17 protein-coding genes are annotated in these 19,157 nt (G+C 66.3%); 2 read left to right on the top strand and 15 right to left on the bottom strand.

Annotated features, from left to right (window positions below; all coding sequences use genetic code 11):
- Positions 1-4 precede the first annotated feature (4 nt).
- The 7 genes from KF715_07320 to KF715_07290 form a co-directional block, all read right to left on the bottom strand.
- Positions 5-508, bottom strand: a complete 504-nt coding sequence (locus tag KF715_07320; GenBank protein ID MBX3736479.1) for a DUF2127 domain-containing protein — start codon at positions 506-508, stop codon at positions 5-7.
- A gap of 43 nt (positions 509-551) precedes the next feature.
- Positions 552-1,661, bottom strand: coding sequence for an adenylyltransferase/cytidyltransferase family protein (locus tag KF715_07315; protein MBX3736478.1), 1,110 nt, complete (start codon positions 1,659-1,661; stop codon positions 552-554).
- 131 nt (positions 1,662-1,792) lie between these two features.
- The gene (gene pnp, locus KF715_07310) at positions 1,793-3,997 is read right to left on the bottom strand and encodes a polyribonucleotide nucleotidyltransferase (GenBank protein ID MBX3736477.1); all 2,205 of its coding nucleotides are present in this window, start codon (positions 3,995-3,997) and stop codon (positions 1,793-1,795) included.
- 222 nt (positions 3,998-4,219) lie between these two features.
- A complete protein-coding gene (rpsO, locus tag KF715_07305) occupies positions 4,220-4,483 on the bottom strand; it encodes a 30S ribosomal protein S15 (protein MBX3736476.1) in 264 nt (87 codons plus the stop codon).
- A 205-nt stretch (positions 4,484-4,688) separates the two neighbouring features.
- Positions 4,689-5,009, bottom strand: coding sequence for a hypothetical protein (locus KF715_07300; GenBank protein ID MBX3736475.1), 321 nt, complete (start codon positions 5,007-5,009; stop codon positions 4,689-4,691).
- Positions 5,006-5,386 carry a DUF721 domain-containing protein gene (locus tag KF715_07295; GenBank protein MBX3736474.1) on the bottom strand — a complete coding sequence of 127 codons (381 nt, stop codon included), beginning with the start codon at positions 5,384-5,386 and terminating at the stop codon, positions 5,006-5,008. Before KF715_07295 ends, KF715_07300 begins: the two co-directional genes overlap by 4 nt.
- Positions 5,387-5,443: 57 nt before the next feature.
- Positions 5,444-6,247: a glycosyltransferase family 2 protein gene (locus KF715_07290; GenBank protein ID MBX3736473.1), complete on the bottom strand. Its 804-nt coding sequence runs from the start codon at positions 6,245-6,247 to the stop codon at positions 5,444-5,446.
- 136 nt (positions 6,248-6,383) lie between these two features.
- On the opposite strand from KF715_07290, the gene KF715_07285 reads away from it, so the two are divergent.
- Positions 6,384-7,202 (top strand): glycosyltransferase family 2 protein, encoded by an 819-nt coding sequence (locus tag KF715_07285; GenBank protein ID MBX3736472.1) that lies wholly within the window; start codon positions 6,384-6,386, stop codon positions 7,200-7,202.
- 48 nt (positions 7,203-7,250) lie between these two features.
- On the opposite strand, the gene KF715_07280 is transcribed toward KF715_07285, so the two are convergent.
- The 5 genes from KF715_07280 to KF715_07260 form a co-directional block, all read right to left on the bottom strand.
- The gene (locus tag KF715_07280) at positions 7,251-8,264 is read right to left on the bottom strand and encodes a glycosyltransferase family 9 protein (GenBank protein MBX3736471.1); all 1,014 of its coding nucleotides are present in this window, start codon (positions 8,262-8,264) and stop codon (positions 7,251-7,253) included.
- Positions 8,265-8,316: 52 nt separating this feature from the next.
- On the bottom strand, positions 8,317-9,306 hold the full coding sequence (locus KF715_07275; protein ID MBX3736470.1) for a glycosyltransferase family 2 protein: 990 nt from the start codon (positions 9,304-9,306) through the stop codon (positions 8,317-8,319).
- Between the two features lie 186 nt (positions 9,307-9,492).
- Complete coding sequence (locus KF715_07270) at positions 9,493-11,247, bottom strand: ABC transporter ATP-binding protein (GenBank protein MBX3736469.1); 1,755 nt, start codon at positions 11,245-11,247, stop codon at positions 9,493-9,495.
- 143 nt (positions 11,248-11,390) lie between these two features.
- Entirely contained in the window at positions 11,391-12,287 is an 897-nt protein-coding gene (locus KF715_07265) for an ABC transporter permease (GenBank protein MBX3736468.1), read from the bottom strand.
- A gap of 94 nt (positions 12,288-12,381) precedes the next feature.
- Positions 12,382-13,299 (bottom strand): ABC transporter permease subunit, encoded by a 918-nt coding sequence (locus KF715_07260; GenBank protein MBX3736467.1) that lies wholly within the window; start codon positions 13,297-13,299, stop codon positions 12,382-12,384.
- A 257-nt stretch (positions 13,300-13,556) separates the two neighbouring features.
- On the opposite strand from KF715_07260, the gene KF715_07255 reads away from it, so the two are divergent.
- The gene (locus tag KF715_07255) at positions 13,557-15,023 is read left to right on the top strand and encodes an MFS transporter (protein ID MBX3736466.1); all 1,467 of its coding nucleotides are present in this window, start codon (positions 13,557-13,559) and stop codon (positions 15,021-15,023) included.
- Between the two features lie 69 nt (positions 15,024-15,092).
- On the opposite strand, the gene KF715_07250 is transcribed toward KF715_07255, so the two are convergent.
- The 3 genes from KF715_07250 to KF715_07240 form a co-directional block, all read right to left on the bottom strand.
- Entirely contained in the window at positions 15,093-15,578 is a 486-nt protein-coding gene (locus KF715_07250; protein MBX3736465.1) for a transposase, read from the bottom strand.
- Between the two features lie 94 nt (positions 15,579-15,672).
- Entirely contained in the window at positions 15,673-17,352 is a 1,680-nt protein-coding gene (locus tag KF715_07245; GenBank protein MBX3736464.1) for a M28 family peptidase, read from the bottom strand.
- 29 nt (positions 17,353-17,381) lie between these two features.
- Positions 17,382-19,040: a M28 family peptidase gene (locus KF715_07240; GenBank protein MBX3736463.1), complete on the bottom strand. Its 1,659-nt coding sequence runs from the start codon at positions 19,038-19,040 to the stop codon at positions 17,382-17,384.
- Between the last annotated feature and the right edge of the window lie 117 nt (positions 19,041-19,157).

Below are 19,157 nucleotides of genomic sequence, written 5' to 3'. Positions count from 1 at the left end.
GCGGTCAGGACGGTTGCGATGTGCCGGACGCCTTGGCCTCGGCGCGCGCCAACCGGCGCGACTCGGTGAGGAGCCAGACCATGTAGCCGACAATGAGGAGATTGACGACGAGCGCGGTGACCTTGAACCAGGAAACGCGGTGGAGGATTTCGTAGACCTCCACCGGCACGTAGATCGCGCCGCTGAGCGCGGCGAGCCACTCGGCCCAGCGGCGTTGCATCCACAGACCGTAGGCTTCGGCGAAACGGAGGGCGGAGTAGGCGGCGGCGAGACCGGCGAGGAGCACGAGGTGCGTGTTGTTCACGTTGCTCATCGCCTCGATGAAAATGTGCGGGTAGTGGTGGGCGGGATTCAGGTGCAGGCGCGCGACGAGGTGCTCGGCGAACGCCGCTTGGTCGCGGCCGAGGAGCGAGAGAAGCCCGAAGCCGACGACGAGCACGATCACGCCCTTGAACGCCTCGAAGGAGGCGACGACGCGGAGACCTTTTTTGTGGGAAGGGGCGGACACGCGAAACGTGGAAGTTAATTGGGCCGAGCCATGACGCAAAGGCTTACTCGTGCACGAAGGGCTCCACGGGACGGAATCCCGGCAACCGGCAGGCCGCATCGCGCTCCGTGGGCGAGGCGAAAAGATAGGCCGCGTAGCCGCCGAAGCCCCCTCCGCAGTATTTCCACGCGAGCGGGCGGCAGGCGGCGAGTTCTGGCGCGGGGGCGGCGTTGTCGGCGGGCAAGGCATCCATGCCTTCGGCGCGTTGCGCGGCGTAGGATTGACGCACAGCGTCGGCGAGGAGCGCCAAATCGTTTTTCCAGACCGCGTCGCGCGCAGTCTGGCCGGCGCGCTGGATCGCGTCGTAGTCGCGCGCACTGTCGGCGATCGCGGGTGTGCAATGGCCCTTGCCCGTCCAGTAGAGCGCGAGCTTGCCGGCGAGGAGCGAACCGTCGGTTTTGATTTCGAGGATGGGTTTGGAACCGCTGCGCCAGGCGCAGAGGCCGCCTTCGCGAATGATGGCAGGATCCTGCCAGCCGACACCGAGATCGAGTTCGGCGGAGACGCCGTCCTTGCCGTTGAGCAGAGCCCAGGCACCGCTGCCGCCGAGGCCGGCTTTGTGTTCGTAGGGCCAGTCGCGGAGCGAGACGGTCGGTGAAATGGCGCAGTTGACGATGTAGCCGCCGGCGCGGGCGTGGCGCGGCACATCGAGCCAGCCGCCGGCGAAGTCGATGCGCAGGGGCGCCGCGGTGGGGGCTTTGATCCAGCGCACGATCTCGGAGGTGGAGACGGGTGTGAATTGCGGCGGCGTTTTCGGGAGCACGACGTAGCGCGCGCCGACCTCGGCGCAGAGGGCGCGTTTCAGGTCGGGGTATTTGTCGTCCTCGGTGACCGCGAGGATGTCGGGGCGAAGACGGAGAAAGTCGTCCTTGAAATCGAGGCCGTGCTCGGTGCCGTGGGTGACGATGACTTCGTCGACCATGTCGAGCGCGGCGAGAAGGGCGCGCTTGTGGTCGTCGGGGAGCGAGCCGCGGCGCTGCTTGTGTTGCCAGAGCACGTCCGCGCCGGCGAACGTCACGGTGAGGTGCGTGCCGAGCGCCTTGGCTTCGCGGAAGAATTGGACGTGACCGGCGTGCAGAATGTCGTAGCAGCCGGAGACGAAAACGCGGGTCATCGCAGGGGTTATTAGCGGAGTGGGGCGACGGGTTGCACGCGTGGATTTGCGGATGCGTCGAGAAAAACAAAAGCCGCGACTTGCGTCGCGGCTTCGAGTGAAAGGGGCGCGTGCATGCACGCTGCCTACGATCAGGATTGCGCGGGGGCGTCGGCGGCCGGAGCGGCGGGAGCCTGGGCGGCGTCGGCCGCAGGCTTCTGCTGCTCGAGGTCCTTCATCGCGGCGCGGCGGCTGAGGCGGACCTTGCCGGAACGCTCGTCGATACCGATGCACTTCACGGTGATGGAGTCGCCGACCTTGACGACGTCTTCGGTGCGGCGGACGCGGAAGTCCGCGAGCTCGGAGATGTGCACGAGGCCTTCCTTGCCGGGGAGGCACTCGACGAACGCGCCGAACTCCTTCGTGCCGGTGACGCGGCCGGTGTAGATCTTGTTCATCTCGATCTGGGCACCGCCGCCGCAGAGGGCGTCGATCTCCTGCACGGCGCGGTTCATCGCGTCGGCATTGTTCGAGTAGATGAACACCTTGCCGGAGTCGTCCTCGGCGATGTCGATCTGCGCGCCGGTCGTCTCGGTGATGCGGCGGATGGTCTTGCCGCCGGGTCCGATGAGCAGACCGATCTTTTCCGGATCGATCTGGATCGTCTGGATGCGCGGGGCGTAGGTGCTGAGGTCCTTGCGCGGCGCGGGGAGCGCGGCGAGCATGGTCTTCAGGATTTCGATGCGCGCGTCGCGGGCCTGGAAGATCGCGGTCTTGGCGATCTCGAAGGGCAGGCCGTTGATCTTGAGGTCGAGCTGGAAGCCCGTGATGCCCTTGGTGGTGCCGGCGAGCTTGAAGTCCATGTCGCCGAAGTGGTCTTCCTCACCGAGAATGTCGGTGATCGTGACCCACTTCTCGATGCCGCCTTCGGCGTTGTTCTGGGTCATGAGACCGCAGGAGATGCCGGCGACGGGAGCGATGATCGGCACGCCCGCGTCCATGAGGGAGAGGCAGCCGCCGCAGATCGAAGCCATCGAGGTCGAGCCGTTGGAGGCCATGATCTCGGAGACGACGCGGATGGAGTAGGGGAACACGTCCTCGGGCGGGAGCACCGGGACGAGCGAACGCTCGGCGAGGGCGCCGTGGCCGATTTCGCGGCGGCCCGGGCCGGTGAAGCGGCCGGTTTCGCCGACGGAGAACGGCGGGAAGTTGTAGTGGAGGATGAACGACTTGGAGGTCGCGCCGCCGGTGAGGCCGTCCATTTCCTGGGCTTCCTTGGTGGGCCCAAGGGTGGTGATGGCGATGTTCTGGGTGTCGCCGCGCTGGAAGGTCGCGGAGCCGTGCACGCGCGGGAGGACGCCGACTTCGGCGTGGAGCGGACGGATGTCCTTCTGGCCGCGGCCGTCGGCGCGGACGCCCTTGGTGAGGACGGTCTGGCGGTAGGCCTTGTATTGCAGGTCTTCGAACACGACGTTCAGGTCGACGTCGGTGAACTTGTCGGCACCGAGCTCGGTGGTGAGGGCGGCCTTGGCTTCCTCCTTGAGGAGCTTCACGGCGGCGCCGCGGGCGGCCTTTTCCTTGCCGAAGATCGCGGTGGCGATGCGCTCGGCGGGGACGACGCGCTCGATGATCGCGCGGGCCTCGGGCGTGGCGCCGACGAGGGCGAACTGCGCCTTCGGCTTGCCGCACTTGGCGACGAGTTCCTCGATGGCCGCGATGATCGGCTGGATGGCCTGGTGGCCGAACTCGAGGGCCTTGATGAACTCTTCCTCGGGCAACTGGTCGGCCGAGCCTTCGATCATCAGCATGTCCTTCTTCGTGCCGACGTAGATGAGGTCGAGCGAGGAGGAGAACATCTGCTCGATCGTCGGGTTGGCGACGAACGCGCCGTCGATCAACGCGACGCGGACGCAGCCGATCGGGCCGGCCCACGGAATGTCGGAGATGGCGAGCGCGGCGCTGGCGCCGTTGACCATCGAGATGTCGGAGTCGTTGACCTGGTCGGCCGAGAGGAGCTGGCCGATGATCTGGACTTCATTGAGGAAGCCTTCCGGGAAGAGCGGGCGGCAGGGACGGTCGCAGAGGCGCGAGGTGAGGATTTCCTTTTCGGACGGACGGCCTTCGCGCTTGAAGTAGCCGCCGGGGAAACGGCCGGCTGCGGCGTATTTTTCGCGGTAGTCGACCGTGAGCGGGAAGAAGTCCTGGCCGGGGCGCATGGTTTGCGCGGCGCAGGCGGTGACCATGACGTTGGTCTCACCGACCGTGACGATGACGGCGCCGCCGGCGAGATTGCCGTAGGTGCCAGTGGAGAACTTGATGCCCAAGCCGGGCACTTCGATTACGTGTTTCTGATTCATTTTCTAACTTCGGATGTGAGTGCGCCGCCTCGGCCGCAAAGGGCGGCGGGCGGAGCGGGGTTCGAACGATTGCCGTTTCCGTTCCCCTCTGAATCAGTCGCCGAGATATTTCGGATTGCGGTCCCAGCAGCGGCTGGGGCGGCAAGCGGAAATGTCCCGGTAAACTGGTCGCGAGGTGAACAAAAGGCGGCCCGACGGTGGGCCGCCTTTCGTGAAAGCGGGTTACTTACGCAGGTTGAGCTTCTGGAGAAGCTCGTTGTATTTGGCGAGGTCCTCGCGCTTGAGGTAATCAAGCAGCTTGCGACGACGGCTGGCCATCTGGAGGAGGCCGCGGCGGCTGTGGAAGTCCTTGCGATGCGTGCGGAGGTGCTCGGTCAAGTGATTGATGCGAGCGGTGAGCAGCGCGATCTGGACGTCGGAGGAGCCGGTGTCCTTCTCGTGGGTTTTGAACTGGGCGATAACTTCTGACTTAACGGGTTGTGACATGGTTTATGTTGTTGATGGCGCGGTCATTTTGGAGGCTTTCGCCTCGTGCCGCCCGCTTTTGGAGGGCCGGCGGCACCGTTATCCGTCCGGTTGCCCGGACTGACCGTGGTGGGGGCCTGCGACCAGCAGGCTCTCACTAACGCAAGCCGCCATTAACCAAACCGCCCCGGGCGCGTGCAAGCGCTAATTTTCCGAGCGCAATGCATCAAATCCCAGCGGTGAGCCACTGCGCGAATGCATCCGTCCAAAACGGAGTGCGGGGATTCGTAACCCCAGCTGAGATCTGTGCTTTACCCAATGAGGACATCGCGGCCCAGAAATTCCGACGCGCGACATCGTCGCATTCGACTCCGGCTTCGTCTGCAATCGAGCCAGCTCCGCCCCAAAGTTCGTTTGATCGGAGGAAGTCTCGGACGGTCTCGTCCGATCCTTCAAGTTGCGTGCGTATGTAGCGCGAAAACCGGTCTTTCTCGGCCTTTTCGAGAAGCTCGGCCAAGGCCGTCAGCTTTTCGCGCAGTTCTTTCATCCCGCCCGCAGCGTCAGCCCCTTGATCCCTTCGCAGCCGGGGAGCTTCCGGAGCTTTTCGAGGATTTGGAGGCGGTGGTGGAAGAGTTCGTTGCGGACGACGGCATGTGAGCAGAGCACGAGCAGCTGCGCACGTTCGACGACGACCGGGTGTGAGTAGGTGGCGTTCGCGACGCCGACGAGCTGCGGCCACTTTTCGCGGATCGAGTGTTCGAGCGAGTCGTGGCTGATGCGGTATTTGACCAGCAGCTCGTCGATCAGCTTGCCGACGTCTTGGGTCTTGCGGTTGCGCGACCGGCTTTCGTCCTCCGGCAGGCCGCGGAACGACGCGATGAGGTTCTCGACCTCGTGGCTGAACTCTTTCGGCGCGTCGGGCATCAGCGAAGTTGGACCACGAATGGACACGAATGAACACGAATGGTCCGTGATTCGTGTCTATTGGTGTTCATTCGTGGTTCCTAGGTTTGGGCTGGCGCGGTGTTCGTGCTCGTAGAGCCGGCTGTAGCGCACGAAGGCGCCGAAGGCGGTGGCCCACGCGATGTAGAAACCGGGGAAACCGTCGAGAAAACCCAGCCGCAGCACATACGCGCGGAAGAAACGCCACGCCGGCCGAAACACGGCCGCGCCGAGCGAGAAGCTCCCGCCCTTCGCCATCTGTTGCTGGAGGAACAGGTCGGCGAACGGGTTGATCTTCGCCACGTGGTGGCTGAGCGTTGGGAACGAGTAATGGTGCAAGTCGCCGCGGAGCGTGGCGAGCGGACCGTCGACCTGCATGTGCTCGTGCACGAATTGGTCGCCGCCCCACCGGCAGTGCGTGCGGTTCACGAGACGGGTGTTGTGGTCGGGATACCAGTCGCCGTGCGTGATCCAGCGGTCGATGAACCAGACTTTGCGCGGGAACCGTGCGGCGTGGAACTTCCGGTCGTCGCCACGGGCGAAGAACGCCTCGATTTCCGCGCGCAGCGCGGGCGAAACTTCCTCGTCGGCGTCGAGGCACAGCGCCCACGGTTGCGCGCAGCGGTCGAGGGCGAAGTTCTTCGTGTCGCGATAGCCGCGCCACTCGGTTTCGAACACCAGCGCGCCGTGTCGCAGCGCGACTTCGGCACTGGGGTCGGTGGTGTTGTTGAGCACGACGACGATTTCCGCAACCCAGCCGCGCACGCTCTCGAAGCAGCGCGGCAGCGAGTGCGCCTCGTTGCGGGCGATGATGGAGACGGAGATGGGCAGCGGTTGGGACACGTTCGACGTGAGGAGGACACATCCACCGCGCCAAGGCAACGCGGAGGATATGGGACCGGCTCCCGCGCCCGGAGGTCGCGGGCTACCCGGCTAAGAAAGGGTTTACTTGGCTCGCCCGCTGGCGAAGCTGCGCCGGATGTCTGTCGCGATCGTCATCCCGGTGCTCAACCAGCTCGCTTATACGCAGGGCTGCGTGCGCTGCCTGGAACCGGATATTTCCGCAGGCGTGCGGGTGATCGTCGTCGACAACGGTTCGACCGACGGCACGCGCGACTGGTTGACGACGCAGTCCGCGCTGACCGTGATCCGCAACGAGCAAAACCGCGGCTGCGCGCCGGCTTGGAACCAAGGTGTGCAGGCCGCTGCCGGCGCCGACTGGGTCGTGGTGCTCAATAATGACGTGCTGCTGCCTGCCGGCTGGCTCGCAGCGCTGCTCGACGCGGCGGGGCGGCATGGGCTCGACGTCGTTTGTCCCGCGATGCGCGAGCGCGACCAAAACTACGACTTCGCGGCATACGCGCGCGATTTCACGGCGAAGCTCGACCGCGTCGTCCGCCGCGGCGGGACGCACGGCGTTTGTTTCGCGGTGCGGCGCGCGGTGTTCGAGCGGATCGGCGGGTTCGACGAGGCGTTTCGCATCGGGCAGTTCGAGGACGCGGACTTTTTTCGGCGCGCGCGGCTGGCGGGATTCCGCAGCGGCGTGGTCGGCGCGTGTTTCATCCACCACTTCGGCTCAGTGACGCAGGATGCGCTGAGCGATACGAAAAAGCAGCGACCCTACGAGGCGGAGAATCGCGCGCATTTCCGCAAAAAATGGAAACTCGGCTGGGCGCAGCGTCGCTGGGAAAAGGCGGCGGATGGGTTGCGCGATTGGTGGTGGCGGACGACGGAGCGCGCGCGCTTCGGCCACACGTTGCACGAGAAATGGGATGGCGAGCGGGTGCGGTATTACTGAGTCGGTTCGCTCGGCCGGACGTCCTTGGGCGCTTGAGGGCAAGCGCCCCTACCTTAAGGCTGAGCGCACGGCGGCCAGCACACGATCGACCGTGATGTTGCGCACGCAGTGGTTGTGATAGGAATCGTCCGGCGTGCACTGGCTCGGGGAGACGCAATGCACGCAGGGCAGAGGTGGCTGGAGCGTGACGTGCCCGGTGCCGACGGGCTTCCAGATGTTCATCGGCTGCGAGCCGAAGAGCGCGATCACGCGCGTGCCGGCGGCCGCGGCGACGTGCATCGGACCGCTGTCGTGGCAGAGCAGCGCGGGCGCGGCGGCGAAGAGGCCGGCGAGCTGCGTTACGCCGAGGCGTTGTTCGATGCGAACAGCGGGTGCGCGCAGGTGGCGGAAAATTTCGTCCACCGTGCCCTGTTCGCCCGGGCCGGCGATGATTGCGGTGGTCACGCCGAGTTCGGCATGCAGCGTGTCGATGACCTGCGCGTAGTTTTGCGGTGGCCAGATGCGCCAGGCGCTGCGGGAGCCGGGATGGACGAGCAGGCGCGCGCCGCGGAGGAGTTCGCGCCCGGCGGCGATCTCGGCGGGGCGGGGCACGAGGCGGGTTTCGTGCGTGACGATCGGCACGCCGATCTGCTCGAGCACGTGCAGGTAGAGATCGGTGATGTGCCGCGTGTCGAGGAATTCGCGCGGCACTTGCGCGGCAGACGTGTAGAGTGCGGCGAAGTGCAGGCGCTCGCCATGGCGGACCGTGGCGCGCACGGCGGCGCCGGTGGCGCGGGCGATGACGGCGGTCTTGTCGCGGTTGTCGAGGTCGAGCACGTGCGTGAAGCCCGCGCGGCGCACGCGCCAAAGAAAGCTGGGCCAGTCCGTGGCGGATTGAGGAAACAGCCAGCGCTCGTCGACGTCGGGGTTGAGCTCGAGGATCGGCGCGTAGGCGGGCTCGCAGAGCACGGCGAGGCGTGCGGCGGGCCAGTGGAGCTTCACGTTTCGCAGGAGCGAGCCGAGCAGCACGATGTCGCCGAGATAGCGGCGGCGGATGACGAGGACGTGCGGGGCGGCGGGCACGCCGCGGATGTTGCGGCGCGGGGCGGCGGGGCGGCAATCCAACTTTGCCGGCTCAGAGCATGTAGGCGTTCGCGGCGGCCCATTCGGGGCGGACGGCGATGACGTCGCGGCGCTTGTCGAGCGAGTGGCGCAGGTTCTCCATCGGTCGTTGCACGGCGTGGCGGAGCTGGCAGGCGAGACGCCAGCCGGGGGAAAGTTCGGATGTCTGTTCCGGCGGAGGTGGCGGGCCGCCAAGTCGGCGTTCCGCTTTCTTCAAGTAGTGGGAAGCGCGATAGAGGATCAGCCGGTAGTCGAACTCGGTCAGGCCGGCGGCGGTGCGCTTGGCGGGCTGGTCGAGGAATTGCGCGATGAGGCGCAACGTTTCCTGCTGGGCTACCGCGGCGTGGTGATTCGCGCGGGTCTGTTGCGCGTCGTGGCGTCGGAAGCCGACCAGCGGCTCGGGCGTGTAGGCGAGATCGCCGGATTCGAGCAGGTGCAGCCACAGCTCGAGATCGACCAACTGGCGAAACGCCGGCGAGAAGTCGCGGTCGAGTGCGGAGCGGCGCAGCAGCACGGCGCTGGGTTCGCCGATGAGGTTTTGGTTGGCGAGCAGGCAGCGACCGATCAGGGCGCGGCCCTCGTGCCGGCCTTCGCGCCGGAGCGGATTCCAGAGGTCGAGCGGTCGGGAATATTCGTCCATCACGCGGCGCGCGGAGGTCGCGATGGCGGCCGTCGGCTGGTTTTCCAGCAAACCGACGAGTCGCGAGATGGCGTGGCGCGAGTTGAAGGCGTCGTCGCCGAAGAGGAATTTCACGTAGGCGCCGCGCGCCTCGGTCAGGCACCAATTCCAGTGCGGGACCATGCCGAGGTTGCGTGGCTGGAGCACGACACGCACGCGCGGGTCGGCCTGCGCCAGTTCGTGGACCACGGTTGCGGTGTCGTCGGTCGAACAGTCGTCGCTCACGAGGATTTCCAGGTTGGGATAATCCTGCGCGAGCACGGACTGCAGCGCCTGGGGGAGGAAGCGGGCGTAGTTGTAGGTCGGAACAAGGACGCTGACCAACGGTGCGGTGGAACGATGGTGTCGGCTCACGCCCGACTACGACGCGTAGGCGCGAAAGGTGTTTCCCCGCCTTCGCGCACCGGGAAATTGCCAACCCGGTCAAGACGGGGAACAAGGCGGTTTGCGTTACGACGAAACGCGGGCCGCCGGGGATGAAAAAATCCGAAGATTTTTTTGGGGCGCCGATCAGCCGCCGTTTGTGCCGCCGGCTTGGCGGTCGTAGAGCGATTTGTAGAGGGCGTTGCCGGCGTAGAGCGCCGCGTGGTCGCCTTGTGCGACGACGCGACCGCGATCGAAAACGAGGATCATCGAGGCGTCGCGGATGGTGCTGAAGCGGTGGGCGATGATGAGCACGGTCTTGCCAACGACGAGGTGGCGCAGTGCGTCCTGCACCGCGGCTTCGCTGTCGGAGTCGAGCGCGCTGGTGGCTTCGTCGAGGATGAGGATGGGGGCGTTGCGCAGGAAAGCGCGGGCGATGGCCAGGCGCTGCTTCTGTCCGCCGGAGAGGAGCGTGCCGCGTTCGCCGACGACAGTGTCGTAACCTTGCGGTTGTTTCTCGATGAACTCGTGGGCGTGAGCGGCCTTGGCGGCGGAGATGATTTCGTCGCGCGTGGCTCCTTCACGGCCGAGCGCGAGGTTGTTGAAGATGGTGTCGTTGAAGAGCACCGGTTCCTGCGAGACCAAGGCGATGTTGCGGCGCAGGTCGGCGAGGCGCATGGCGCGGACGTCGGTGCCGTCGATGGCGACGCGGCCGGCGGCGACTTCGTAGAAACGCGGGACGAGGTTGGCGAAGGTGGTCTTGCCGGCGCCGCTCGGGCCCACGAGCGCGCAGACGGTGCCGGCGGGGATGCGCGCGGTGACGTCGGCGAGCGCGGGGCTGTCGCCGTAGGAGAAGGAGACGTCCTCGAATGCGAGGTCGCCCCGCAGGCGCGAGACGGCGACGGGCGCGGCCGGATCGGCGATGGTGACGGGCTCGTGGAGGACGACCTCGAGGCGGTCGAGAGAGGCTTCGCCGCGTTTGATTTCGCTGTTCAGTGAACCGAGTTTCTTGATCGGTTCGTAGGCCATGTAGAGGGCGAGGATGACGGCGACGAAGGTCTCGAGTTTCACGCCGCTGCCGTAGGCGAAGACCATCGTGGCGGCGATGCCGGCGGCGGAGAGCACTTCGATCGCCGGCGTGAGTGCCTGCGCGTATTTGACGATGCGCATCTGCGCCTCGACGAGCGAGTTTGTTGCCTGCGAAAAGCGATCCGCTTCGCGCTGCTCGAGGCTGAAGGCGCGCACCTCGCGGGCCGCGGAGAGGTTTTCCGTGAAATGCGAAGTGACGCCGCCGAGCTGGGCCTGCATTTGCTCCGCGCGCTTCACGACTTTGCGGCCAACATAACGGATCGGGAGCACGACAAGTGGAACCGTGGCGAGCGAGAGGAGCACGAGGCTCACGCCATCGGTGGCGAACGCCTGCCAGGCCAGGAAGCCGATGGCGCCGATGAGCGTCATCGGTTGCTTGAGACCGTCGTTGGCCAATTGGGTGAGCGTGACCTGGAGCTGCGCGGTGTCGGCGAGGCCGCGCGAAATGAGGTCGCCGGTGCGGCGGTTCTGGACGAACGAGAGCGGCAGAAGCTGAAGTTTGCGGAAATAGTCGAGGCGGATGCCTTCGAGGATGCGGGTGCCGGTCAGCGCGATGTAGTAGCTGTTCAGGTAGCCGGCGACGGCGCGGAGCAGGAACAGGAGCGGGATGGCGGCGGCGATTTGCAGCACGGTCACCAGTGGCAGGGGCGGGCCGCTCTGATCAAAAATCTGCGGGAAGACGTATTTGACGAGCGTGGGGACGCCGAGACCGCTGGTGGCGCCGAAGATCAGGCCGTAGAAGACGGCGGCATAGAATATCCGCCGGTTGGCGTGCAGGTAGCGAAAGTAGGGACGGAAACGGCGGAGAGTCATCGGGCGCGGCGTAGCAAAGCACAGATGACAGAGGACGGAGGACTGACGCCAGAGGGAAATTCCTGGCGCTGCCTGCCACGCGGTGCGCGACGGCCGAGGAGCGGCGGCGTTCGGCGCCCCCCGCGCTACACGGGTGCGGACGCTCAGTCCTTCGCGGCGCGCACGTCGAGCGCGTCGCGCAGGCCGTCGCCGAGGAAGTTGAGCGAGAAGAGCGTCAGCGAGAACACGCCGCCGGGGAAGACGAGGAGCCACCAGTATTCCTCCATCTTCTCCGCGCCGTCCTTGATCAGCGTGCCCCACGAACTCATCGGCGGTTGCACACCGAGACCGAGGAAGCTGAGGAACGCCTCGAGCAGCATCACGGCGGGGATCGTCAGCGTCGTGTAGACGATGATCGGACCGAGAATGTTCGGGATGAGGTGGCGGAGGACGATGCGGCGGTTGCTGTAGCCGAGCGAGCGGGCGGCTTCGATGAATTCCATTTTCTTCAACGCCATAACTTGTCCGCGGACGATGCGGGCCATCGTGAGCCACTCGACGGCGCCGATCGCGACGAAGAGCAGGATGATGTTCCGGCCGAAGATCACCATGAGCAGGATGACAAAAACCGTGAACGGCAGCGCGTAGAGGATGTCGACGATGCGCATGAGCACGGCGTCGACCTTGCCGCCGTGGTAGCCCGCCGCCGCGCCGTAGAGCACGCCGATCGTCAGCGCGACGAACGTGGCGCTCAGGCCGACGCCGAGGGAAATGCGGCCACCGTAGAGCATGCGGACGAGCAAGTCGCGGCCGAGCGTGTCGGTGCCGAGCCAGTGCTGCGCGGAGGGCGCGGTGGCGCCGAGGTCGAGGTTCTGGTCCTGGTAGGAGAGGTTGAAGAATAACGGCCCGGCGAGGCAGAGCACGGTGAGCACGAGCAGCGTCACGCCGCCGAAGACCGCGAGCCGGTTCTTCTTCAGGCGGTGCCAAGCGTCCGCGCCGAGCGAGTGGCCGGTGTTGTCGGGTGCGGCGGGATGCGGTGACGCGGCGGCGTCGGACGTCATGTGCGCCTCCGCTGCGGGTTGGAGGGCGCGGCTACCGCCGCGCCGCGGCTCGGCAGTAGCCGAGCCCTCCAGGAAGCGAAATACGGATGCGCGCTCATTCGAATTTCAGCTTCGGGTTGAGCCAGACCTGCGCGATGTCGACGACCAGGTTCATCACGACCAGCAGCGCGCCGTAGAGGATGACGGTGCCGAGCACGAGGGTGTAGTCGCGGTTGAAGGCGCTGTTCACGAATTCGCGACCGAGGCCGGGGATCTGGAAGATCGTCTCAATGACGAAGGAGCCGGTGAGGATGCCGGCAATGGCTGGTCCGAGAAACGAGACGACGGGCAACAGGCCGCCGCGCAGGGCGTGTTTGAAGATGATGCGCGACTCGGTCGCGCCCTTGGCGCGGGCGGTGCGGATGAAGTCCTGATGCAGCACTTCGAGCATGCCGCCACGCGTGAGCCGCATGATGTAGGCGGCGTAGACGAAACCGAGCGTCACGCCCGGCAGGATCCGGTCGGTCGGACCATACCAGCCCGAGACGTTGAACCAGTGAAGGTAGATGCCGAGCGAGAGTGCCAGGATCGGACCCAGCACAAAAGTGGGCACGCAGATCCCAATCATCCCGACGCCGCTGCACAGATAGTCCAAAAACGTGTTGCGCTTCACCGCCGCGACGACCCCGAGCGGCAGACCGAGCGCCAGTGCGATGAGCAGCGCCCAGGCGCCGAGTTCGAGCGAGACGGGGAGTTTGTCGGCGATGATCTCGTTGACCGTGCGGTTGGTGTATTTGAACGACGGGCCGAGGTCGCCGTGCGCGAGCTTGCCGAGGTAGGTGAGGTATTGGCGCCAGAGCGGCTGATCGAGGCCGTAGTGCGCCTCGAGATTTTTCAGAATCTCCGGTGGGATCGCCTTCTCCGCAGTGAACGGCCCGCCGGGCACGAAGCGCACCATGAAGAACGTCGCCGTGATGATGAAGAAGATCACGGGAATCGTCTGCAGCAGGCGGCGGAGGACGAAGCGGAGCATGACGGGGACAGAGGACAGAGGACGGAGGGCGGAGGCCAGACGGAAACGGCGTCGACTGAAACAATGCTCCGCATGGCTGGCCGCCATTCGCGAGAGAAGCCGGAATGGGCGCGCCGGCGATGGGCGGCGATGCGCGGGAAGACGGTTTGCCTTGCCGCCGCGATTTGGAACTTTCCGTTGCGCGGCGGATACTGCTTTCTTTCGGCCGCGAACCGCGCTGATATCGCCGCCCTGATGATGAGCCAATCCTCCACGCCGTGCCATCGCCCGTAGCCAATTTTCTCGGCAAGTTCACCGTGTTGAACGGCGCGTCGCGCGAACTCTGGCTGACGTTCGCCATCAAGCTGCTGAATTTCGCGGCCTACACGGTCACCAACCTGACGCTCAAGCGTTGGCTCTCGACGGAGTTCGGCTACACCGACCAGCAGGCGCTCGGGATCGTGGCGCTGTGGTCGATCTCGATGACCTGCGTCACGCTCCTGGTCGGCGCGCTGACGGATGCGATCGGCCTGCGAAAGACTTTCTTCCTCGGCATCTGGACCTGCGTGATCGCGCGGGCCGTGATGGCGTTTGCGCCGACGCCGTGGTTTGCGATCGGTTTCGGGTTGTTTCCCCTCGCCATCGGCGAGGCGCTGGGCACGCCGGTGCTGGTCGCCGCCACGCGGAAATACTCCACCACGGCGCAGCGTTCGATTTCGTTTTCCGGCGCCTACATGATGCTCAACGTCGGCTCGTTCATCGCGTCGTTCCTATTCGACGCGGTGCGGCAAGGCCTGGGCGAACACGGCCACATGACGCTGCCGGTCCTCGGCACCACGCTGACGACTTATCGCACCTTGTTCCTCGTGAGTCTCGGCCTCGAGGTGCTGATGCTGCCGTTGGTGTGGCTGATGCGGCCGGGTGTCGAAGTCACCGACGACGGAGTGAAAGTCGTCCCCGTGGCGGCACGAAAAACATCGGGCAGCATCCTGAAGGATTTTTTCGCCACCATCGCCGGGAGTGCGCAGGAGACTGTCCGTATTTTCCGCGAACTCTTCCGTCACGCGGGTTTCTACCGGTTGATCGCCTTCCTGCTGCTGATCGCGTTCCTGAAACTGATCTTCATGCAGATGTATTATGTGTTCCCCGAGTTCGGCATCCGCGTGCTCGGGGATGGCGCGCCGGTCGGGCGGCTCTGGGCCATCAATGCCCTGCTCATCGTCTTTCTTTCGCCGATCGTGGGTGCGCTCACGCAGCGGTTTCCCGCCTATGGCATGGTGACGGTCGGCGGGATCATTTCCGCGGCGTCCGTCTTCCTGATGGCGTTGCCGCCGGCGTGGTTTCGGCCGCTGGCTGACGGCCCGTTCGGCCAGTGGCTGGGGCACAGCTACCTCGGGGTGCAGGGCGATATCCACCCGTATTACGTGATGATCGCGATCTACGTCATCGTTCTGTCCGTCGGCGAAGCGTTCTACTCGCCGCGCGTCTATGAATACGCTTCGGCCATCGCGCCCAAGGGGCACGAGGCTTCCTACGCCTCGTTGTCCTACGTCCCGTTCCTGCTCGCGAAGCTCCTGATCGGCACTTTCTCCGGCGTGTTGCTTGCGCGGTATTGTCCGGCGGTCGGCGAGCGCCAACCGGAAACCATGTGGTTGTTCGTGGCGCTCACGGCCTCGATCGCGCCGGTGGGGCTGGTGCTGTTGCGCAGGGTGATCCGAGTGCGCGAGGCCGGGCGGGAAAGCTGAGGGTGGTGCGAACGTTGTCTGTCGCCGCCGGGACGTCGGCGGCCACCGTGAATACAGCTTTCGCTTGCGTCAGGTGGGCGCCGGCGTCCCCGACGGTGCCGCGAGGGAGTTCGCGTCCACGACCCACGGCCAATCTTCCGCGCGTTGGCAAAGGCCTTTCACGATGGGGTTGTGCCGGATGTAAGTGGCTTTCAGTTCGAACTCGGCGTCGTTGCGGATACGGTGATCGAAGTAGTTGTCTTGCCAGGCGATCGCGGTGTGGCGCGCGTGCCAGGATTTCCACGCGCTGATGACCTGACTCATCGGCCGATCGGATGGGAATGCGATGAGCGCATGGGTGTGATCGGGCATCAACAGGAACAAGTGGCAATACCACGAACCCCGGCGGTGATAGTTCGCGACGGAATCGAGCAGGCGCCGGGCGACCTCGCGTGCGACCAGCGACTGATGCCGCGCCCACTCCGAGTCCACGCGGATGCGGATGTGGATAATGGCACCGCCTGCGACCCACGGCGGAATCGCGTGGTGCAGGCGGCGGGTGGAGTCGGTGGCCATGGTGCGGAAACGTCGTGACGTTCGCCGGCAATTGAGGTGTGGCGTGGCCCGCGCCTGTCGCCGCCGGGACGTCGGCGACCACCTCGGTGTGCACTTACTCGTGCTTCTTCGTCTGCATCATCGCGTCGCGCTTGGCCTTGAATTCGTTGCCGGCGCGCCATTGCGGCCAGGTGTCGCCGTTGGCGATGCGCAGGCCGACCTCGACGAGGAAGGCGGTGTCCTGCGCGGCGCCCTCGAAGGTCCAGTCGGGCTGCACCTCGTCCGTGACCTTGTGGTAGCGGTTGGCGATGTAGTCCTTCACCTGCTTCTCGGCGAAGTCGTCGGGTTGGCCGATGTATTTGCGGCCGTTCTTCGGGTAGTAGGAGGGCACGCCGACCTTCGCGAATTCGAAGTGGTCGCTGCGGTAGTAGCCGCCGTTCTCCGGGTGCGCCTCGGGGCCCATTGAGCGGCCCATGTCTTTCGCGACGGCGATGCCGACGTCGTCGATCGTCGACGCGCCGAAGCCGACGGTGGTCATGTCACTGGTCGGGCCGAACTGGTTCGCGCCGTCGATGTTGATGTTCGCGAGCGTCTTGTTCAGCGGGTAAAGCGGGTTGGCCGCGTAGTAATGCGAGCCGAGCAGGCCCTTTTCCTCCGCGGTGACGGAGAGGAAGAGGATGCTGCGCTTCGGGCGCTGGGCGGGCGGGAGCTGCGCCATGATCTCGGCGATCTCGAGCAGGACGGCGCAGCCGGCGGCGTTGTCCGCGGCGCCGTTGAAGATCTGGTCGCCCTTGAGCTTCGGCTCACGGCCGAGGTGGTCCCAGTGCGCGGAGTAGATGACGAACTCGTCCTTCAGCTTCGGGTCGGAGCCGGGGAGCATCGCGACGACGTTGCGCGAGGCGACGTTGCGGAGCTGGTTCTCGATGACGAACGAGGCCTTGGTGCCGAGCTCGATCGGGTGGAAGTCGCGTCCGGCGGCGGCCTTCTTGGCGGCCTCGTAGTCCTTGCCGCAGGAGGCGAAGAGCCGGCGGGCGGCGTCGAGCGTGAGCCAGCCCTCCATCGCGACGTGGCTCATGTTCTTGTCGAGCGCGCTGATCTCGAAGTTCTCGCGCGAGCGGCTGCCGATGATGACGGCGAAGGGATACGCGGCCGGGCCGGTCTCGTGGACGATGAGGCAGGCGGCGGCGCCCTTGGCGGCGGCGATCTCGTATTTGTAGGTCCAGCGGCCGTAGTAGGTCATGGCCTTGCCGCCGAAAATCGTCGGATCGAGCTCGCCCGTCTTCGGGTCGGTGACCGGCGGGTCGTTGACGAGCATGACGACTGTCTTGCCGCGGACGTCGACGCCCTTGTAGTCGTCCCAGCCGTATTCCGGGGCGACGACGCCGTAGCCGACGAAGACCACATCGCTGTCCTTCGTCTCGACGTGCGGCACGAGGCGCGAGGACGGGCCGACGAAGTCGTTGATGTTCTCCATCGGGAGCGTCACGCCGTCGCGTGTGAACGACAGCGTGGGTGCCGAGGTGATGCCGACGAGCGGGGCGTTCTGGAGGAAGCCGCCCTCGGGGTTGCCGGGGGCGAGGCCCATTTTCTGGAATTCGCCGACGAGGTAGGCGACGGTCTTGTCCTCGCCCGGCGTGCCGGGCGAGCGGCCCTCGAATTCGTCGGAGGCGAGGACCTTCGTGCGCTCGAGGATGCGCGCGGCGGAGGCTGGATGGAGCTGCGGCTCGGCGGCGGATGCGCTCGCGCAGGCGAGAAGCAGGCCGAGGCCGAAAGTCACGGGGCGGTGCAGGGACATGGTGGTGTGGTGTGTGGGAAAGGGAGCGCTCAGGGTTGGGCGGCGGCGGCGAGCGAAGCGTCGCGCACGGCCTTGAATTCCGTGCCGGGCTTCCACTCAGGGATGGCATCGGTGTTGGCGACCTTGAGGCCGAGGGCGAGGAGGAACTTGGCGTCGGCCGCGGCGCCGCGGCAGGTCCAGTCGGGGCGGACTTCGTCGCTGACCTTGTGGTAGTCGTTCACGAGGTAGTTCAGGCGCAGCTTCTCGCCGGTGCCGGCGGGGGCGTCGAGGAAGTCGACGCCCGAGCGGACGAAGAACGCGGGCACGCCGACCTTGGCGAACTCGAAGTGGTCGCTGCGGTAATAGTAACCCTTCTCCGGTTCGGAGTCGGGGCGCAGCACGCGGCCCTGCTCGCGGGCGATGGCGGCGGCGTAGTCGTCGAGCGTGGACGGGTTGCGGCCGACCACCTCCATGTCGCGCGTCGGGCCGTAGGCGAGGTTGCCGTCGAGCGGCTCGATGTTGAGGTTGGCGACGGTGCGCGCGAGCGGGTGGAGCGGGTTGCGCGCGTAGAATTGCGAGCCAAGGATGCCCTTTTCCTCGTAGGTCGGGGCGAAGAAGAGCAGGGAGCGGCGCGGACGCTCGGCGGCGGGCAGCGCGGCGGCGACCTGCGCGATCTCGAGCATCATCGCGACGGAGATGGCGTTGTCGGCCGCGCCGTTGAGGATCTGGTCGCCGGTGAGCGCGGGGTTGCGCCCGTAGGCGTCCCAGTGCGCGGAGTAGACGACGAACTGGTCGCGCAGCTGCGGGTCGGAGCCGGGGAGCAGGGCGACGACGTTGCGCGAGCTGACGCTGCGCACGGTGTTGGCGACGGAGATTTGCGCGCGGGCGGCGAGGGGCACGGGGCGGAAATCGCGGTGCGCGGCGGCGGCTTTCAGCGCGGCGTAATCCTGGCCGGCGGCGGCGAAGAGGCGGCGCGCGGTGTCGAGCGTGATCCAGCCTTCGACGGCGACGCGCTGCTCGCTGGCGGCGTCGGAGCCGACGTCGAAGGTTTCGCGGCCGGAGCCGGCGGCGATGACGGCGAACGGATAACCGGCCGGGCCAGTCTCGTGCACGATGAGGACGGCGGCGGCGCCACGGGCGGAGGCGCTCTCGAACTTGTAGGTCCAGCGCCCGTAGTAGGTCATGGCCTTGCCGCCGAAGACCGCGTCGTCGAGCTGGCCGGTCTTCGGGTCGGTGATCGGCGGGTCGTTGATCAGCATGACGACGGTCTTGCCGCGGACGTCGACGCCCTTGAAGTCGTCCCAACCGAATTCCGGCGCGGTGATGCCGTAGCCGACGAAGACGATCTCGCTGTCCTTCAGCTCGACCTGTGCCTGGCGGCGGCGGGAGAGCGCGATGAAGTCGAGGCCGACCTGCGGCGCGAGCGTCTGGCCGCCGGCGGTGAAGGTCAGCGCGGACTTCGAGGTGAGGCCGGTGGTCCGGACCTCCTGCACGTAGGTGCCGTCGGGGTTGCCGGGCGAGAGGCCGAGCTTCTGGAACTCGGTCGTGAGGTAGGCGACGGTCTTGTCCTCGCCCGGCGTGCCGGGGGCGCGGCCCTCGAATTCGTCGGACGCGAGCACCTTGGTGCGCGCGAGGATGCGTTCGGCGGACGGCGCGGGCGTCTCAGCGGCGAGGGCGCTCGTGCAAGCGAGCAGTGCGCTGATCGTCATTGCGAGGTGCGCCAAACGCGCCGTGGCAATCCCGCTGGATGGAGTCGACGCTGCATTCCGCGCAATGACAGGATTAAGCGGTAGGGGCGCAGTCCTGCTGCGCCTGGCGGATGCCGC

It is taken from the genome of Candidatus Didemnitutus sp., assembly GCA_019634575.1.
Taxonomy (GTDB): domain Bacteria; phylum Verrucomicrobiota; class Verrucomicrobiia; order Opitutales; family Opitutaceae; genus Didemnitutus.
The sequence above is the reverse complement of the archived record's forward strand: the minus strand, read 5'-3'. Positions and strand labels throughout refer to the sequence as shown.